The organism is Streptomyces sp. NPDC020731 (assembly GCF_044334705.1).
Classification (GTDB): domain Bacteria; phylum Actinomycetota; class Actinomycetes; order Streptomycetales; family Streptomycetaceae; genus Streptomyces.
In genome coordinates, this window is sequence record NZ_JBIRTN010000011.1 from 50,987 (window position 1) to 66,362 (window position 15,376).

The window sequence follows — 15,376 nt, forward strand, 5'->3', positions numbered from 1 at the left end:
GGCACATCGCTCAAATGAGTTTTCGACCACCTGTCTATAGTTCAATGCCAACCAAGCGTCAGCCGAGCAGCACCGACCCGGCCCCTCACGGGAGCGGCCTGCTGCCCTTGCCCTTTGGGCACGAGTTGCGAGGACCCGCCGTGAGCCACGACCTGAGCACCCCTGTGCCGCCCGCCAGCCAAGCCCCGCCCGGCAAACGGGGCAGCCGCAGAGCGCAGAAGAAGAAGCGCCGTACCGGCCGGATCGTGCTCTTCTCCCTGCTCGCGCTCGTCCTCGCGCTCGGCGGCACCGCCTACTGGCTCTACTCGTCCCTGGACTCCAAGCTCAAGGACAATGCCGTCGACCTCGACAAGGCCCTCGGCGACGACTCCGCCCGCCCCGCGAAGAAGGCCGCGGCGGGCGACGCGCTGAACCTGCTGGTGCTCGGCTCCGACTCGCGGGCCGGTGACAACGGCGACCTGGCCGGCGGGGACGTGAGCGGGCAGCGGTCGGACACCACGTTGCTGGTGCACATAGCCAAGGGCCACACCGAGGCGGTCGCGGTGAGCATCCCGCGCGACACCCTGGTGACCCGGCCCGAGTGCACCACGAAGAGCGGCAAGGTGCTGCCGGAGGCGAAGCGTGTGATGTTCAACGCGGTCTACTCCCTCGGTGGGCCGGCCTGCACCGCGAAGACCGTCGAGTCGATGAGCGACGTCCGCATCGACCACCTGGTGGAGCTGGACTTCTCCGGTTTCAAGCAGATCGTGGACGAGGTCGGTGGCGTCACCGTGACGCTGGACAAGCCGATCGACAACGACCAGTTGCGGCTGGGGACGGGCACGCACCGCCTGGACGGGGACCAGTCCCTGCAGTTCGTCCGCACCCGGCACGGTTACGGCGACGGCAGCGACCTGGGCCGTATCGAACTCCAGCAGAAGTTCCTCAAGGCGCTGATCGGCGAGGTGCAGAAGCAAAACCTGCTGACCAGCCCCGCCAAGGCCTACTCCATCGCCCGGTCCGCGACCGGCGCGCTCACCACCGACAAGGAACTCGCGTCGCTGACCGCCCTCGCCGACTTCGCCCAGAGCGTCAAGGGCATCGACGCCGAGGGCATGCAGACGATCATGCTGCCGGTCACGTACGACAAGGCCGACCCGAACCGGGTGGTCGCCGTCGAGTCGAAGGCGGACAAGCTGTGGACGGCGGTCCGCGACGACACCGAGATCCCGGCGGAACTGCTCAAGGACGCCAAGAAGACCGGCTGACGCCTGAGGAACAGCCGGCCCCCGTGCCGCGTCGGGGCGGGACGTACGGGGCCGGTCCGGCAGGCCGGTCGATCACCTCTCCCGGCTACGGACCTCCCCGGCGCGGCCCCGGGCCGGGCGTCGACGCCGCGCATGCCGTCGGGTCGGTGCCCGACGGCTGGTGGCGGGACCACCGGGGCGCCGCGGAGCGCCTGCGCGACCGGCCGGCCGCGGACGGCCTGCCCGGCCGGCCCGGTCCGGTGGAGGCCGTCCTGGTGGTCGAGGGTGCGGCACGCGGCGTGGAGCCGGTGCCCGGGGTCCGCGTGGAGTCCGCCCCGGGCAGGGGCGACGACCGCATGGTCGCGCTGGTGGCCGGGGCGGGAGGCCGGCCGGACCTGGTCGTCACGGCCGGCCGGGAACCGCGCCGCAGGGTGAGCGCCCCGGGCGCGGGGGGGGGGGGGGGGGGGGGCGGGGGGGCGCGGGGGCGGGGGGCGGCCGCCCCCCCCCCCCGGGCGGGGGGGCGGGGGGCGCGGGGGGGGGGGGGGCGGCGGGGGGGGGGGGGGGGCCCCGGGGCCCCGGGCCCCGCCCGACGCCCGCTACGTGTCGGCGTTCAGGTCCAGGCGCTGGTGGATCAGGCGGGCGAAGTGGGCCAGGGTGCGTCCGGTGGCCAGGTCGGCCGGTCCGAGGCGGATGTCGAACAGATCCCGCGCCTGCACCAGGAACTGCATCCCCAGCAGCGAGTCCAGGCCGAAGTCGGTGACGTTGAACGTGGGGTCGAGGTCGGCCGGATCGGTCTGCAGGACACCGGCGAGGAGCCGGGTGACCGTGTCGGTGATCTTGCGCACCGCCTCGTCCGCCGGGAGGTCCGCCAGCGTGCTCAGGAGCTCGTTGCGGGCGTCCGGGGAGGCCGCGGAGGACGCCGGGGCCAGTGGGGCGAACCGGGGGGTGGCCAGGGCGGGCAGCAGATGGCGCGCGGTCCCCCAGCGGTAGCGGCCCGCTCCGGCGACATCGGTGCCGGCGGCCAGGAGACGGTCGGCGGTGGTCAGGACCTCGGCGGGGGTGAGCAGTTCGAGGCCGCGTCCGGCCATGGCGGCCTCCATGCCGTTGCGGGCGACATAGCCGGTTTCACCGATCGGCCCCCAGGCCAGTGCCGTAGCCGTCCGGCCGGCGCCGCGCCGGGCCCGGGTGAGGGCTTCCAGATAGGCGTTGGCCGCCGCGTAGGCGGACTGTCCCGGGTTTCCGATACCGGCGGAGACGGACGAGTAGGTGAGGAACAGGTCCAGGTCGCGGTCGGCGGTGAGGCGGTCGAGCAGGGCCGCGCCCGCCGCCTTGGGCGCCAGTACGGCGGCGAACCGGTCGTCGGTGAGGTCGGCCAGTACCGCGTCGTCCATGTGCATCGCCGCGTGCACGATGCCGCGCAGGGGGTGTCCGGTGGCGTCCACGGCGTCGAGGACCCGGCGCAGCGCGGCCTCCTCGGTGACGTCGGCGGCGTGGGCGGTGGCCCGCACACCGCGGTCGGTGAGTTCCCGGAGCAGGGCGGGCGCCCCGGGGGCGTCGGGCCCGCCGCGGGAGAGCAGGGCCAGGTGCCGGGCCCCGCGGTCGGCGAGCAGGCGGGCGGTGGCGGCGCCGAGCCCGCTCAGTCCGCCGGTGATCAGGTAGGTGCCCTCGCCGTCGAGGCGGAGGGTGCCGGGTGCGGGTTCGACGGGGACGGGTTCGTCCAGGGGGTCGAAGGTGACGACGACCTTGCCGGTGTGCCGGGAGTGCTGCAGGAGGTGGAAGGCCTCGTCGACGCGGGCGGCGGGGTAGGCCGTGTGGGGCAGGGGCCGGTAGGTGCCGGACGCGGCCTCCGCCTCGAAGTCCGCGAGGAGGCGGGAGCCCAGTTCCGGGGAGTCGATGACGGCGTCGAGGTTGAAGCCGATGAACGTGAGACTGCGGTGGAAGGGGCGCAGGGTGATCGGATTGTTGAGGAAGATGTCCCTCTTCCCGAGCTCGACGAAGCGGCCGTTGGGGCGCAGCAGGTCGAGGCCCTGGGCGATGGCCTCGCCGCTGAGGCTGTTCACCACGACGTCCACCCCCCGGCCGCCGGTCAGCTCCCGCACCCGGGGGACGAAGTCCAGACTGCGGGAGTCGAGTACGTGCTCGACTCCGAGGGTGCGCAGCAGGTCCCGTTTGGTCTCCGTGCCGGCGGTGGCGATGACGCGGGCGCCCTGCCGGCGGGCGCACTGCAGGACGGCCAGGCCCACCGCTCCGGCTCCGCCGTGTACCAGCACGGTCTCCCCGGCGTCGAGGCGGGCCTGGTTGACCAGGGTCTGGTGGACGGTCAGGAAGGCGACGGGGAAGGTCGCCGCCTCCGCGAAGCCCATCCCGTCGGGGATGCGGAGGACGGCGGTGGCGGGGGTCGTCGCGTGGGAGGCGAGGGCGGCGGGCACGAGGCCGCAGACCCGGTCGCCCGGCTCCAGGCCCCGCACCCCCTCCCCCACGGCGCGTACGATGCCCGCGCCGTCGGTGCCCAGTCCGCGGCCGATCGGGCTGTTCTCCACCGCCTCGGGCGGCAGCAGGCCGTTGGCCCGCATGGGGTCGCGGTAGTTGAGGGCCACGGCCCGCATCTCCAGGGCCACCTCGCCCGGTCCGGGGGCGGGGAGGTCGGTCTGCCGCCAGATCAGCCGTCGGCGCAGGCCGGGTTCGCGGGCTTCCAGGACGTACGGCGTGCCGGCGGGGACGGAGGGTGGTTCGTCCGCCGGGTGCTGGACCTGCCGGGGGACGAACCGGCCCCGGGCGGTCAGGACGATCTCGTCCTCCTGTGCGGCCGGGTCGTCGGCGACGGGGGCGAGGAGTTCGCCGGCCAGGCGGCGGGCGTCGGTGCCGGCGTCACCGGTGCGGTGGCAGGACAGGCGTCGCAGGGACAGGTCGGGACGCTCGTTGGCGAGGGTGCGGCAGGCCGCCCAGACGGCGGCGTCGACCGGGTGGGACGGCTGCTCCGGGGCGGGGAAGAGGCCGGTCGGGCGCGTGACGAGCCATACCCGGGGGCCGGTGCGGCCGCTGAGGCCCTCACAGGCGGCGGCCAGGGAGCGCAGGAGGGCCGCACGGCGGGTGGTCCGCGTGACGACGGTGTCGTGCGGGCCGGGCTCGGCGAGCAGCAGGACGACGTGCGGACCGGAGTCCGTGGGCAGGACCGCGCTCCAGGCGGCGGCCCCGTCCGGTGCGGTGAGGACGGTGGCCTTCCCGAGGCGGTCGGCCAGGGCCCGCGCGGTCGGCGTCTCGGTGTCGTCCTCGACGGCGATCACCCAGGAGGCTCCGGGGACCGCTCGCGGCGCTTCGGTGTCCGGCGCGGGGTTCGGGCCCGCCGCGGCGAGGAGGACGGAACGGTCCTCGGGCCCGGTCTGCGTCACGTCGGAGAAGCCGCACTGTCGCAGCAGCGGTGCCCACTGGTCGCGGGGGAGGATGCGGGACACCGGGCGCAGGGTGTGGTCGCCGCGTTCCCAGAAGTCGTTCAGCGTGCCGGACAGCAGGGCCTGGAGCGGGGCGTGGTGCGGTTCGGTGGCCACCAGGTGTCCGTCGGGGGCCAGTACGGTGTGCAGTCGGCGCAGGGTCGCGGCGAGGTCGGTGGTGGCGTGCAGGGCGTCGCCCGCGAGGACGAGGTCGAAGCCGCCCGGGGGCAGGCCCTGGGCGATCAGGTCGGTGTCCGGGTCCAGGACGCGGCGGTCGACGAAGTCGTGGGCGGGGAAACGGTGTTCGACGCGGGTGAGCACACTGCCGGTGGCGGCCGTGCAGGTGTAGCGGGTCCGGTCGGCCGGCAGTACGGGGAGGACCGCGGCCGTCAGGGCGGTGGTGGTCGCGCCGAATTCCAGGACGCGCAGCGGACGGTCGGCGGGCCGGCGGGCGACGAGGTCGGTGAGCAGTGCCTGCACGGCACGGTGGGTGAAGCGGTGGGCCGGGTCCGTCTCGTGGAGCTGCTCGTGGGCGCTGTCCCCGGCCGGCAGGAGCTCCGTCGCGTCGGCGCGTCCCCGCACCACGTCGGGCAGCCGGCGCAGGTGCCGGTTGAGGAGCAGCGTCCGGGCGCCGTAAGCGGGATGGTCCTCGACCAGGCCGCGCAGCAGCGCCTCGGCCCGGATCTCCGCGCCGGTCAGCCGCCAGGTCTCCCCTGCCGGCCGGGCGAGGCCGTGCTCGGCCAGCAGGGGCAGCATCAGCCGCGCGAGCCGCCGGTGCCGGGGCTGCAGACCTCCGGCCACCAGGTCGCCCATCGAGAACGGGGCCGCGGGGTCGGTGAGGAGACCGCGCAGCGTCTCCGCCCAGCGGTGGGCGCCCGCCTGTTCGGCGGCGGCGGTGAACCGGTGGTGGCCGCTGTCGTCCAGGGCGGCGCGGGCGGCGGCGATGCGCGGCTCGGCGGCGCGCGCCACGTCGGTGGGTGCGGGAGGCGGGGAGGGCGCGGCAGTGGTCCCCCGGTGGGGGGCGGCCCTCAGGACGGTGCGCTGGACGGTCAGCGGAGTGCGCTCGATCATGTGGCCGCGGCGGGTGCGGCAGCCGTCGATCTCGACGGTGACCATGCCGTCCGGGTCGGCGTAGGTGATGTCCCAGCACATCTCGTTGGCACTGCGGCTGCGGCGGCGCAGGTGCACGACGCCGGTGGACGCGGGGGTGCGCCACACGCGTACGGCTCCGAACACGGTCGGCAGGAACGCGGCGGACTCCGCCTCCGCCCCGGCGAGGGCCACGGTCGCCTGCAACGGCGCGTCGATCAGGACCGGGTGGGCGGTGTAGGCGTCGGCGGTGTGCTCCAGCCGGTAGCCGACCAGCACCTCTGCGTCGCCGGCGTCGATGCGGTCGATGAGCTGGAAGTCCGGCCCGCAGTTCAGCCCGATGCCGTGGCAGGTGCGGTAGAAGTCCGGGCCGTCGACGCCGCGGTCGCAGCGTGCCCGCAGCGCGTCGACGTCGAGCGGGGCCGGTGCCGTGCCGAGCAGGGTGCGGACCTGGGCGCGCACGACGGGCAGGCACTCCCCGCCGTGCTCCTCGCGGACGCTGATGGTCAGGGCGCCGTCGTCGGGGGTGACCGCGGTCTGCAGGGCGACCGGCGTCGGGTCCGGCCACGGCACGGACAGCGGACGGCCGATCTCCAGGTGCCGTACCTCGACCGGACGGTCCAGGGCCCGCCGGCCGGCGCTCAGGGCCATCTCCACATAGGCGGCGGCCGGCATGAGGACGTCGTCCCCGATCCTGTGGTCGCCCAGCCAGGGCACCAGTTGCGGCTCGACGGTGCCGTGCCACACGGGGTGCGGGGCGGGCATCCGCTCCCCCACCAGCGGATGGTCCAGCAGACCGCTGCCACTGGTGTGGGCGACCAGGTCCCGCGCGGTGCCGTGCCAGTACCGTTCGTGCTGCCACGCGTAGGCGGGCAGGTCCACCACCCGGCCGGGGCGGGGGAAGTGGTGCCGCCAGTCGGTGGCGGTGTCGGCGGCGAGTACGGCGGCGACGGCCGCCGCGGTCTCGCGGCGGCCGTCCCCGTCGCGGTGCAGGGTGGGGACGCAGGTGGCGCCGGTGTGGCGCAGGTAGGGGCGCAGTACCGGGTGCGGGCCGATCTCGACCAGGACGCCGGCGTGTTCGGCGGCGAGCCGGCCGGCCGCCTCGGCGAACCGGACGGGCTCGCGGACGTTGCGCCACCAGTACGCGGCGTCGAGTTCGGCCCCGTTCAGCGGGGTGCCGGTGACGGTGGAGACGAACGGGATCCGGGCCGGGGCGGGTTGGAGCCCGTCGAGGGCGTCGAGCAGCGGCTCCCCGATGGGGTCCATGGCCCGGCTGTGGAAGGCGTAGTCCAGGTCCAGTTCGCGGAAGAAGACGCCGCGGCCGGTCAGTTCGGCGCCCCAGGCCGTCAGTGCGTCGGCGTCCCCGGCGACGGTGACATCGCGGTCGCTGTTGATCCCGGCGATCTCCAACGCCCCGTCGTGGCGGAGCAGTTCCTCGCGTGCCTGTGCCTCGGGCAGGCCGACGGCGGCCATCCGGCCCCGGCCGGCCGTGGCGCCCTGGGTGCGGCTGCGCTCGGCGATGACCAGCGCCGCCTGTTCGAGGGTGAGGCCCCCGGCGGCGTGGGCGGCGGCGACCTCGCCGACGCTGTGTCCGGCCACCGCCCGCGGGCGCACCCCGTGCGAGGCGAGCAGCGCGGTCAGGCCCACCTGTACGGCGAACAGGGCCGGCTGGGCCACTTCCGTGCGCCGCCACTTCCGGGGGGACGGGCGGGTCAGTTCCTTGGTCACCGACCAGCCCAGGTGGGGTGCCAGGGCCGCGTCGGCCTCCTCGACGGCCCGGCGGAAGGCCGGTTCGCCCTCCAGCAGGTCGGCGGCCATGCCCGGCCACTGGGAGGCGTTGCCGGAGTACACGAACGCGGTCCCGTCCCGCTCGCCGGTGCGCACGACGGCCCCGCGCGCGGGCTCCGCGGCCGTCAGCCGGTCCAGCTGCCGGGCGGCGTCCCGCGGGTCGGCGGCCAGTACGGCGGCACGGTGCGGGTGCGCGGTGCGCCGTACGGTGCTGGTGTGGGCCAGGTCGTAGAACTCCCCGGGCTCGGTGTCCCGCAGCCGCTCCGCCATGCGGGCGGTCATCTGCTTCAGGGCTTTCGGCGACCGTGCGGAGACGACCAGCGGCAGCGGGCGCCCGTCCGGCACCGGGCTCGGGCCGGTCCGCCGGGCGGCGGCGGGGGGCAGGGTGAGGACGGCGTGGGCGTTGGCCCCGCCGAAGCCGAAGGCGCTCACTCCGACGGCCGCCCTCTCCCCCGGGTCCAGCGGGACGGGGGTGACGGCGGGGGCCAGTCCCAGGCCGTCGAAGTCGATCCGGGGGTTGAGGGGAAGGGCGTGCAGGGACGCCGGTACCAGCCGGTGGCGCAGCACCAGGATCGCCTTGAGCAGGCCGGCCATTCCGGAGGCGGGCTCCAGGTGGCCGACGTTCGACTTCACCGAGCCGATCGGCAGCGGGCCGCCGCGGCGGCGCCGGCCCAGCGCCCGGCCGATGGCCTCGGCCTCCGCCGGGTCACCGACCTGGGTGCCGGTGCCGTGGGCCTCGACGTAGACCAGGTCGTCCGCGTCGATCCCGGCCTCCGCGTAGACCGTGCGCAGGAGCGCCTCCTGGGTCTCGGCGCTGGGCACGATCATGCCGGTGCTGCGGCCGTCGGTGTTGTTGCCGGTGGCGGCCAGTACGGCGTGGACGCGGTCGCCGTCCGCCACCGCGTCCTCGAGGCGCTTGAGGACGAGCACCGCGCCGCCCTCCGCGCGGACGAAGCCGTCGGCGTCGGCGGAGAACGCCGCGCAGCGTCCACGCCGCGACAGCATGCCCGCGTAGGAGAACCCGGCGAAGGAGTAGGGGTTGGACAGCACGTTGACGCCGCCGGCCAGGGCGACGCGGCCTGGGCCCTCGCGCAGGGTGCGGCAGGCCCGGTCCAGGGCGACCAGGGCGGAGGAGCAGGCCGTGTCGACGGCCATGCTCGGCCCGCGCAGGTCGAAGGCGTACGAGATCCGGTTCGCCGTGATGGACAGGGTGGCGCCGGGCATGGTGTGCGGGCTCGTGTGGTCCTGCATCATCGACAGGTTCACGCCGTAACCGGGGTCGGAGACGCCCACGTACACGCAGGTGTCCGACCCGGCCAGCGACTCGGCGGGGACGGCGGCGTCGTCCAGCGCCTCGGCGGCCATCTCCAGCAGCAGCCGCTGCTGGGGGTCGATGTGCCGGGCCTCCGCGGGTGACATGCCGAAGTAGGCGGCGTCGAACGAGGCGACGTCGGTGAGGAAGCCGCCGGCGGCGGTGTAGCTGCGGCCGGCCCGCACCGTCCCCGGGTCGACCGTCCGGTCCCTGGGCAGCCGGTCGGCGGGCATCTCGCCGACCATGTCGCGCCCGTCGCGCAGCACGGACCACAGGCCGTCCAGGTCGGTGATGCCTCCGGGGAGCCGGCAACCCACGCCCACTACCGCCACGGCCCGTTCAAGGTGCTGCATCACCGAGTCCCCACCCCTTCACGCCGATTACTGGCCCTCGTGCGGATTGAAGGGGACAACGGGACAGAAAATCCAGTGCAAATCACTCGTTGGGATGGAGAGCGTCACGTAATCGTCATTCCGGTCGGGCGGCTGGCTACGGTGACGCGGTGCCCGAAGCCATCCGTGCCCGTGTCGCCGCCGTTTCCGCTCATCTTCCGTCCCGCTACCGGACCCTGGACGAAATCCGCGTCAAGATCACCGAGACGGGTGGCTACGCTCCGCCGCCCGGTCTGCTGGAGGATCTCACCGGCGTGCGAGGGGTCCATGTCCACGAGGACGGGGAGAACGCCTCCGACCTCGCCGTGGCGGCCGCCCGCAGCGCGCTCGACGAAGCCGGTCTGAAGATCGGCGACGTGGACCTGCTGCTGTTCGCCTCGACCTCGCAGGACCTGGTCGAACCCGCGACCGCCCACCTCGTGGCCACCAAACTGAGGGCCGCCTGCCCGGTGTTCGACGTCAAGAACGCCTGCAACAGCTTCCTCAACGGCATGGAGGTGGCCGCGTCGTTCATCGAGACCGGCCGCTACCGCACGGTCCTCATCACCTGCGGCGAACCCTCCACCCTGGCCACCCGCTGGCACCTCCCCGGCCGGGAGGACCTGCTCCGGGCCCTGCCCGGCTACACCGCCTCCGACGCCGGTGCCGCGATGGTGCTCACCGCCGGCCCCGCGGGCGACAACGACCCCGGCATCCTGTCCCTGCGGTTCGTCAGCAACTCCGCCGCCTGGGAAGCCTGCACCGTGGCCGGCGGCGGAAGCATGCACCACCTCTCCGTCCACGACGACCACACCACCCTGCGCCTGAACGGGGACCTGCGGCAGAGCGCGCTCGACGTGCTCCCCCGGATCCTGGACACCGCCGGGGAGGAGCTCCGGGCGGCGCAGGCCGGCGCCTTCTCCTTCATCGCCTTCCACCAGATCGCCATGCCGCAGTACCGCGAGGTGATCGGCACCTTCTCCCTCCCCGAGGACCGGTGCATGCCCGCGGTGGCCGAGCACGGGAACTGCGCGGCGGCCTCCCTGCCCCTGCAACTGGTCAAGGCGCGCGAGGCCGACCGCGTCGAGAGCGGGGACCTGGTGGCGATGATCGGCCTGGCCAGTGGTTTCAGCTTCGGTCTGGCGCTCCTCCGGTGGTGACCGTACGAGCCGGGCAGGCCCCGGCACTGGAACGGCTGATGCCGGGCTACCCCGCGCCCCGGCACTGGCGGCGGGTGCCGGTCACCGGACAGCACTACCTCGACCTCGGCTCCGGGCAGCCGGTGCTGTTCCTGCACGGCAACCCGTCGTGGAGCTACGTCTGGCGGAGGCTGCTGCACCGGCTCTCCCCGCACGCCCGCTGCCTGGCCCCCGACCTGCCGGGCTTCGGGCTGTCCCGGCACCTGCGGCCGGCGGACGGGGTGCCCGACCCCTACGAGGCCCAGCTGGAAGGCCTGGACAGCCTCCACCGCCACCTGGTGCGGGACGAGGGCCTGCCCGAGCGGGGCTGGACGTTCGTCCTGCACGACTGGGGCGGCCCGCTCGGTATCGCCTGGGCGCTGCGCAACCCGGGGGTCGTGGCCCGGCTGGTCGTCTGCAACACCGTGGCCTTCCCCTTCCCGGACGGCTTCCGGCTGCCGTTCTACCTCCGCTGGATCCGTGACCACCGGCCGGTCGCCGAATTCGTCCACGCCACCAACGCGTTCGCCCGCATCGCCGTACGGGCCGGAGTCCACCGCCCGCTGCTCCCGACCGAGCGGCGGGCCTACCTGCGGCCCCACGCCCGCCGCGCGGAGCGCCGGGCGGTCACCGACGCCGTGCGCGCGATCCCCCGCGGCCCCGCGGACCCCGCGTGGCGGCTGCTCGAACCCGCCGGTGCCCGCCTGGCGGACCTGCCCCTGCTCATCGGGTGGGGCATGCGCGATCCCGTCTTCACTCCGGACCTGCTGGAGGAGTGGGCGCGCCGGTGTCCCCACGCCGTCATCCACCGCTTCCCCGACGCCGGGCACTTCGTGATGGAGGACGCCACGGCCGAACTGGGCGACCACATCCGTGACTTCCTCCAGGGAGCCCCATGACCACGACCGCCGCGGACATCGCCACGCGCCTGGCCGGCCGGCCCGACGCCATCGCCCTCGTCGAAAGCCGTAAGGGGGTCTCCCGGACGATCCGTCGGGGCGAGCTGGTGCGGCGCTGCCACCGCATCGCGGGGGCCCTGCGCGACGCGGGGGTCCGGCCCGGCCACAAGGCCGTCGTGATGACCCGCGACGCCCACGACCTCACCGCCGTCTCGTACGCGCTGGGCCTGCTCGGCGCCGTACCCGTGCTGATCGAACCGCGCGCCGAGGTGGGCCGCTGCCTTCAGGACGTCGCCCCGGACGTCTTCATCGGGGAGCCGCTGGCCCATGTGGGGCGCCGGGCGCTGGGGTGGGGCCGTCCCCACGTCCGGATCCCCCTGGTCACCGGATCCGCGCCGCTTCCCGCGAGGCGGCGGCTGATCACGCGGACGCCGGCCGACGGCACCCCGCTCCCGTACGTGCGGGAGCCCGACGGCGACGAAGCGGCCCTCATCGCCTTCACGTCCGGCTCCACGGGACGGCCCAAGGGCGCGGAGTACCGTCACTCCACCCTGGCCGGACAGCTCGACGCTCTGACGACGCTGACGGCCCCCCGGCCCGACGACGTGCTCCTCGCCGGATTCCTGCCGATCGCGCTGCTCGGCCCGCTGCTCGGCCTGACCACCGTCGCCCCGGCCGTGAACCACCTGGCCCCGGCCCGCACCTCGCCGGAGGAGCTCGTCGGGCCGATCCTGGAGCACCGGGCGAGCATCGTCCTGGCCTCGCCCGCCGTCCTCACCCTGATCGCCCGCCACTGCGCCCGCCACGGCATCGCCCTGCCCTCGGTCCGCCAGATCCTGTCCTTCGGCGCCCCGCTGCGCGTCCGTCTCACCGAAGCCCTGCGCGGGGCCGTGCCGGACGACGCCGAGATCCTCAGCGTGTACGGCGCCACGGAGTGCCTGCCCGTGTCCGCGATCGGCGACCACGACCTGCGGGCCTCGCGCGCCCGGCCGCCCGCCGGGCACGCGGGCACCTGCCTGGGCCGGCCGCTGCCCGGCATCCGCGCCCGGATCCTGGACGCCGACGCCACCGGGCTCGGCGAGATCGCCGTCACCGGTCCCACCGTCAGTCCCGCCTACCACGCGCGTCCCGACGCCGACGCCGTCACCAAGAGCGACACCGACCACGGTGTGCTGCACCGCACGGGAGACCTCGGCCGGCTCGACGACGAGGGCCGGCTGTGGTTCCTCGGCCGCAAGGCCCACCTGGTCACCGGGACCGGCTTCACCCTGGCCACCGAGGACATCGAGGCCGCGGCGGACACCGCCCCCGGCATCCGGCGCACCGCCCTCGTCGGCGTCGGCACGGCCGTGTGCCAACTGCCCGTGCTGTGCGTGGAGCCCCTGCCCTCCACGCCCCGCGCCGCTGCCCTGGCAGCCGTCCGCGCCGTTCTGAAGGACCATCCGGAAGGGCACCGCGTCGGCGCCCTGCTGATCCGTCCGGCCTTCCCCACCGACCCCCGGCACAACTCGAAGATCGACCGCATGCGGCTGGCCGGCTGGGCCGCGGGGCGTCTGCGCGGGAGGGTCCGATGAAGGTACTGGTCACCGGCGGGAGCGGCTTCCTCGGCCTGGAGATCTGCCGGCAACTGAGCGCACGCGGCGACGTCGTCTCCTCCCTGGGCCGCCGCCCCAGCACCGCACTGGAGCAACTGGGCGTTCACCAGCACCTGGGCGATCTCGCCGACGCCGCCGCGGTCTCGCGCGCCGTCGCCGGGTGCGACGCCGTCGTCCACAACGCCGCCCTGGCCGGCGTCAGCGGCCCGCCGCGGCCCTACTGGGCCACCAATGTCGTCGGCACCCGCCACGTGATCGAGCGGTGCCGCGCCCACGGCGTACGCACGCTCCTCCACACCTCGACCGCCAGCGTCGCCTTCCGGCCCGGCGGCCTGGAGGGTGTCACCGAGAACCTGCCCACCGCCCCCTGTCACCTGGCCGCCTACCCCGCCACCAAGGCCCGCGCCGAGGCCCTGGTGCTGGCCGCCCACGGCCCGGAGCTGGCCACCGTCTCGCTGCGCCCGCACATCGTCTGGGGGCCGGGCGACCCCCATTTCGCCCCCGCCCTCGCCCGCGCCGTGCGGGCCGGCCTCCTGCTGATGCCAGGTCACGGCGGCAATCTCGTCGACACCACCCATGTCCGTACCGCCGCCCACGCCCATCTGCTCGCCCTGGACCGCCTGCGGCAGTCACCGGACACGGCGGGCGGCCGCGCCTACTTCATCGGCCAGGGCGATCCGCGTCCGCTGCGCGAGATCACCCGGCACTTCCTGCGGGCCGCCGGCATCGACGCCCGCTGGTGCGCCGTACCGCCCCGGCTCGCCACCGCCGGGGCCGCGGTCGGCGACACCCTCCTGCGCGCGGCACGCAGCACCCGCACCCACGCCCTGAGCCGCTTCCTGGTCGCGGAGCTGCTGCATCCGCACTACTTCGACCTCACCGCGGCCCGCCGCGACCTGGGCTTCGAGCCGCCGGTCGAATTCGACGCCGGCATCGCGGAGCTCGCCCGTCTCGCCCCGCCCGCCCCGAACGACAGCAAGGAGAAGCCGTGCCGGACACCTACGACGCCGTCCGTTCCATCCTGACCAGTGCCTTCCGCATCCCCGAGGACGAGATCCGGCCCGAGCTCACGCTGGAGCAACTGGACCTGGACTCCCTGGCCCTGGCGGAGCTGGTGCTCGTCGTCCACGAGTGTTTCGGGGTGAGGATCGGCAACGAGCACGCCTCCCGCACCACGACCCTCGCCCAGGTCGTCGACCACCTCGACGCGTTGCTCGCGGGCGGCACGGAAGCGGTGGCCTCCTCGTGACCGGGCCCGTCGCCGTCACCGGTCTCGGCCTGATCACCCCCGCCGGGGAGGACGCCGACGCCACCTGGGACACGGTCCGTCGCGGTGCGGGCACCGCGGCGGCCCACGATCCGGCGCTGGCCGGCCTGCCCGTGGACTTCTCCTGCCGCGTCCCCCTCTCCCGCGACGACCTGGACCGGCGCGTCGGACGCACCGCCTGGCGCATGTCACGCAACGCCGTGCTGGCGGTGCTCGCCGCCCGCGAGGCGGTGCACGACGCCGGCCTCGATGCCCGGACGTGGAACGGCGACCGGGTCGCCGTCGTCATCGGCTGCGGGCTGGGGGCGGACGCGGTGCGCGAGGAGCAGGCCGGGCGGCTGGCGGAACGGGGTGCCGACATGGTCTCCGCGCTCACCATCCCCCAGATCATCCCGAACATGGCGGCCGGGGAGGTCTCCATCGACCTCGGGGCCCGCGGCCCCGGTCTCGCCCCCGCCACCGCCTGCGCCTCCGGCGCCACCGCCGTCGCCGTCGCCCGCGACCTCCTCGCCTCCGGCCGGTGCGACGTCGCGGTGGCCGGGGCCACCGAAGCCGCCGTCACCCCGCTGACGGTCGCGGGCTTCTGGCGCGCGGGCGTCCTGTCCCGGCGCACCGGCGCGGTCACCGGCGCGTCCCGGCCCTTCGCCGCCGACCGGGACGGCTTCGTCATGGCCGAGGGCGCGGGCGTCCTCGTACTGGAGCGGGCCGCGGACGCGGCCGCCCGCGGGGCCCGTGCCCGCGCCCTGCTGGTGGGCTGCGGCAGCACCTCGGACGCCCACCACCCCACCGCGCCCGCCCCGGACGCCCGGGGCGCGGAGGCGGCCCTGCGCACCGCCCTGGCGGACGCGGGTCTGGCACCGCACGACGTCGACCACGTCAACGCCCACGGCACCTCCACACCGGCCAACGACGCCGGCGAGGCCGCCCTGATCGCCCGGGTGCTGCCGCACCGCCCCAGTGTCACCGCGCCCAAGGGCGTGCTCGGCCACGGTCTGGGTGCGGCGGGTGCCGTCGAGGCGGCGCTGACCGTGCTCACCCTTCAGCACGGCACGGTGCCGCCGGTCGCGAACCTGGACGCCCCGGCGCCGGGGTTCGACATCGACTGCGTCACCAAGGAGCCCCGCCGGCAGGACGTCCGTATCGCCGTCAGCCACTCCTTCGGCTTCGGCGGGCACAACGTCGTCCTCGCTCTGGCCAGGGCCTCCTGACCGGCTCGGCGGCCG

At 75.1% G+C, this 15,376-nt stretch carries 8 protein-coding genes and 1 pseudogene; 8 read left to right on the forward strand and 1 reads right to left on the reverse strand.

Features of this window, described 5'->3' with window-relative positions; all coding sequences use genetic code 11:
• The first annotated feature begins 140 nt into the window (after positions 1-140).
• Together ACH4VX_RS18595 and ACH4VX_RS18600 are read left to right on the forward strand one after the other, a co-directional pair.
• Positions 141-1,247, forward strand: a complete 1,107-nt coding sequence (locus tag ACH4VX_RS18595) for an LCP family protein (RefSeq protein ID WP_398368479.1) — start codon at positions 141-143, stop codon at positions 1,245-1,247.
• Between the two features lie 71 nt (positions 1,248-1,318).
• A pseudogene (locus tag ACH4VX_RS18600) lies at positions 1,319-1,687 on the forward strand (hypothetical protein); the annotation flags it as partial.
• Between the two features lie 135 nt (positions 1,688-1,822).
• Here ACH4VX_RS18600 and ACH4VX_RS18605 read toward each other — a convergent pair.
• A complete protein-coding gene (locus ACH4VX_RS18605; RefSeq protein WP_398368480.1) occupies positions 1,823-9,196 on the reverse strand; it encodes an SDR family NAD(P)-dependent oxidoreductase in 7,374 nt (2,457 codons plus the stop codon).
• A 149-nt stretch (positions 9,197-9,345) separates the two neighbouring features.
• Between ACH4VX_RS18605 and ACH4VX_RS18610 the strand changes: the two genes are divergently transcribed.
• The 6 genes from ACH4VX_RS18610 to ACH4VX_RS18635 are packed head-to-tail and all read left to right on the forward strand — an operon-like array spanning position 9,346 to position 15,361.
• Positions 9,346-10,374, forward strand: coding sequence for a 3-oxoacyl-ACP synthase III family protein (locus ACH4VX_RS18610; protein WP_398368481.1), 1,029 nt, complete (start codon positions 9,346-9,348; stop codon positions 10,372-10,374).
• Positions 10,371-11,291: an alpha/beta fold hydrolase gene (locus ACH4VX_RS18615; protein WP_398368482.1), complete on the forward strand. Its 921-nt coding sequence runs from the start codon at positions 10,371-10,373 to the stop codon at positions 11,289-11,291. The genes ACH4VX_RS18610 and ACH4VX_RS18615 overlap by 4 nt, the downstream gene beginning before the upstream one ends.
• Positions 11,288-12,865, forward strand: a complete 1,578-nt coding sequence (locus tag ACH4VX_RS18620) for an AMP-binding protein (RefSeq protein ID WP_398368483.1) — start codon at positions 11,288-11,290, stop codon at positions 12,863-12,865. Before ACH4VX_RS18615 ends, ACH4VX_RS18620 begins: the two co-directional genes overlap by 4 nt.
• Positions 12,862-13,911, forward strand: coding sequence for an NAD-dependent epimerase/dehydratase family protein (locus tag ACH4VX_RS18625; protein WP_398368484.1), 1,050 nt, complete (start codon positions 12,862-12,864; stop codon positions 13,909-13,911). The genes ACH4VX_RS18620 and ACH4VX_RS18625 overlap by 4 nt, the downstream gene beginning before the upstream one ends.
• Positions 13,875-14,135, forward strand: coding sequence for an acyl carrier protein (locus ACH4VX_RS18630; protein WP_398368485.1), 261 nt, complete (start codon positions 13,875-13,877; stop codon positions 14,133-14,135). The genes ACH4VX_RS18625 and ACH4VX_RS18630 overlap by 37 nt, the downstream gene beginning before the upstream one ends.
• Positions 14,132-15,361, forward strand: coding sequence for a beta-ketoacyl-[acyl-carrier-protein] synthase family protein (locus tag ACH4VX_RS18635; protein WP_398368486.1), 1,230 nt, complete (start codon positions 14,132-14,134; stop codon positions 15,359-15,361). Before ACH4VX_RS18630 ends, ACH4VX_RS18635 begins: the two co-directional genes overlap by 4 nt.
• Positions 15,362-15,376: the final 15 nt, after the last annotated feature.

Excerpts from the sequence above, each read along its gene's own strand:
- ACH4VX_RS18625 (WP_398368484.1), top strand. The coding sequence starts at position 12,862 with ATGAAGGTACTGGTCACCGGCGGGAGCGGCTTCCTCGGCCTGGAGATC.
- ACH4VX_RS18620 (WP_398368483.1), top strand. The coding sequence starts at position 11,288 with ATGACCACGACCGCCGCGGACATCGCCACGCGCCTGGCCGGCCGGCCC.
- ACH4VX_RS18605 (WP_398368480.1), bottom strand. The coding sequence starts at position 9,196 with ATGCAGCACCTTGAACGGGCCGTGGCGGTAGTGGGCGTGGGTTGCCGG.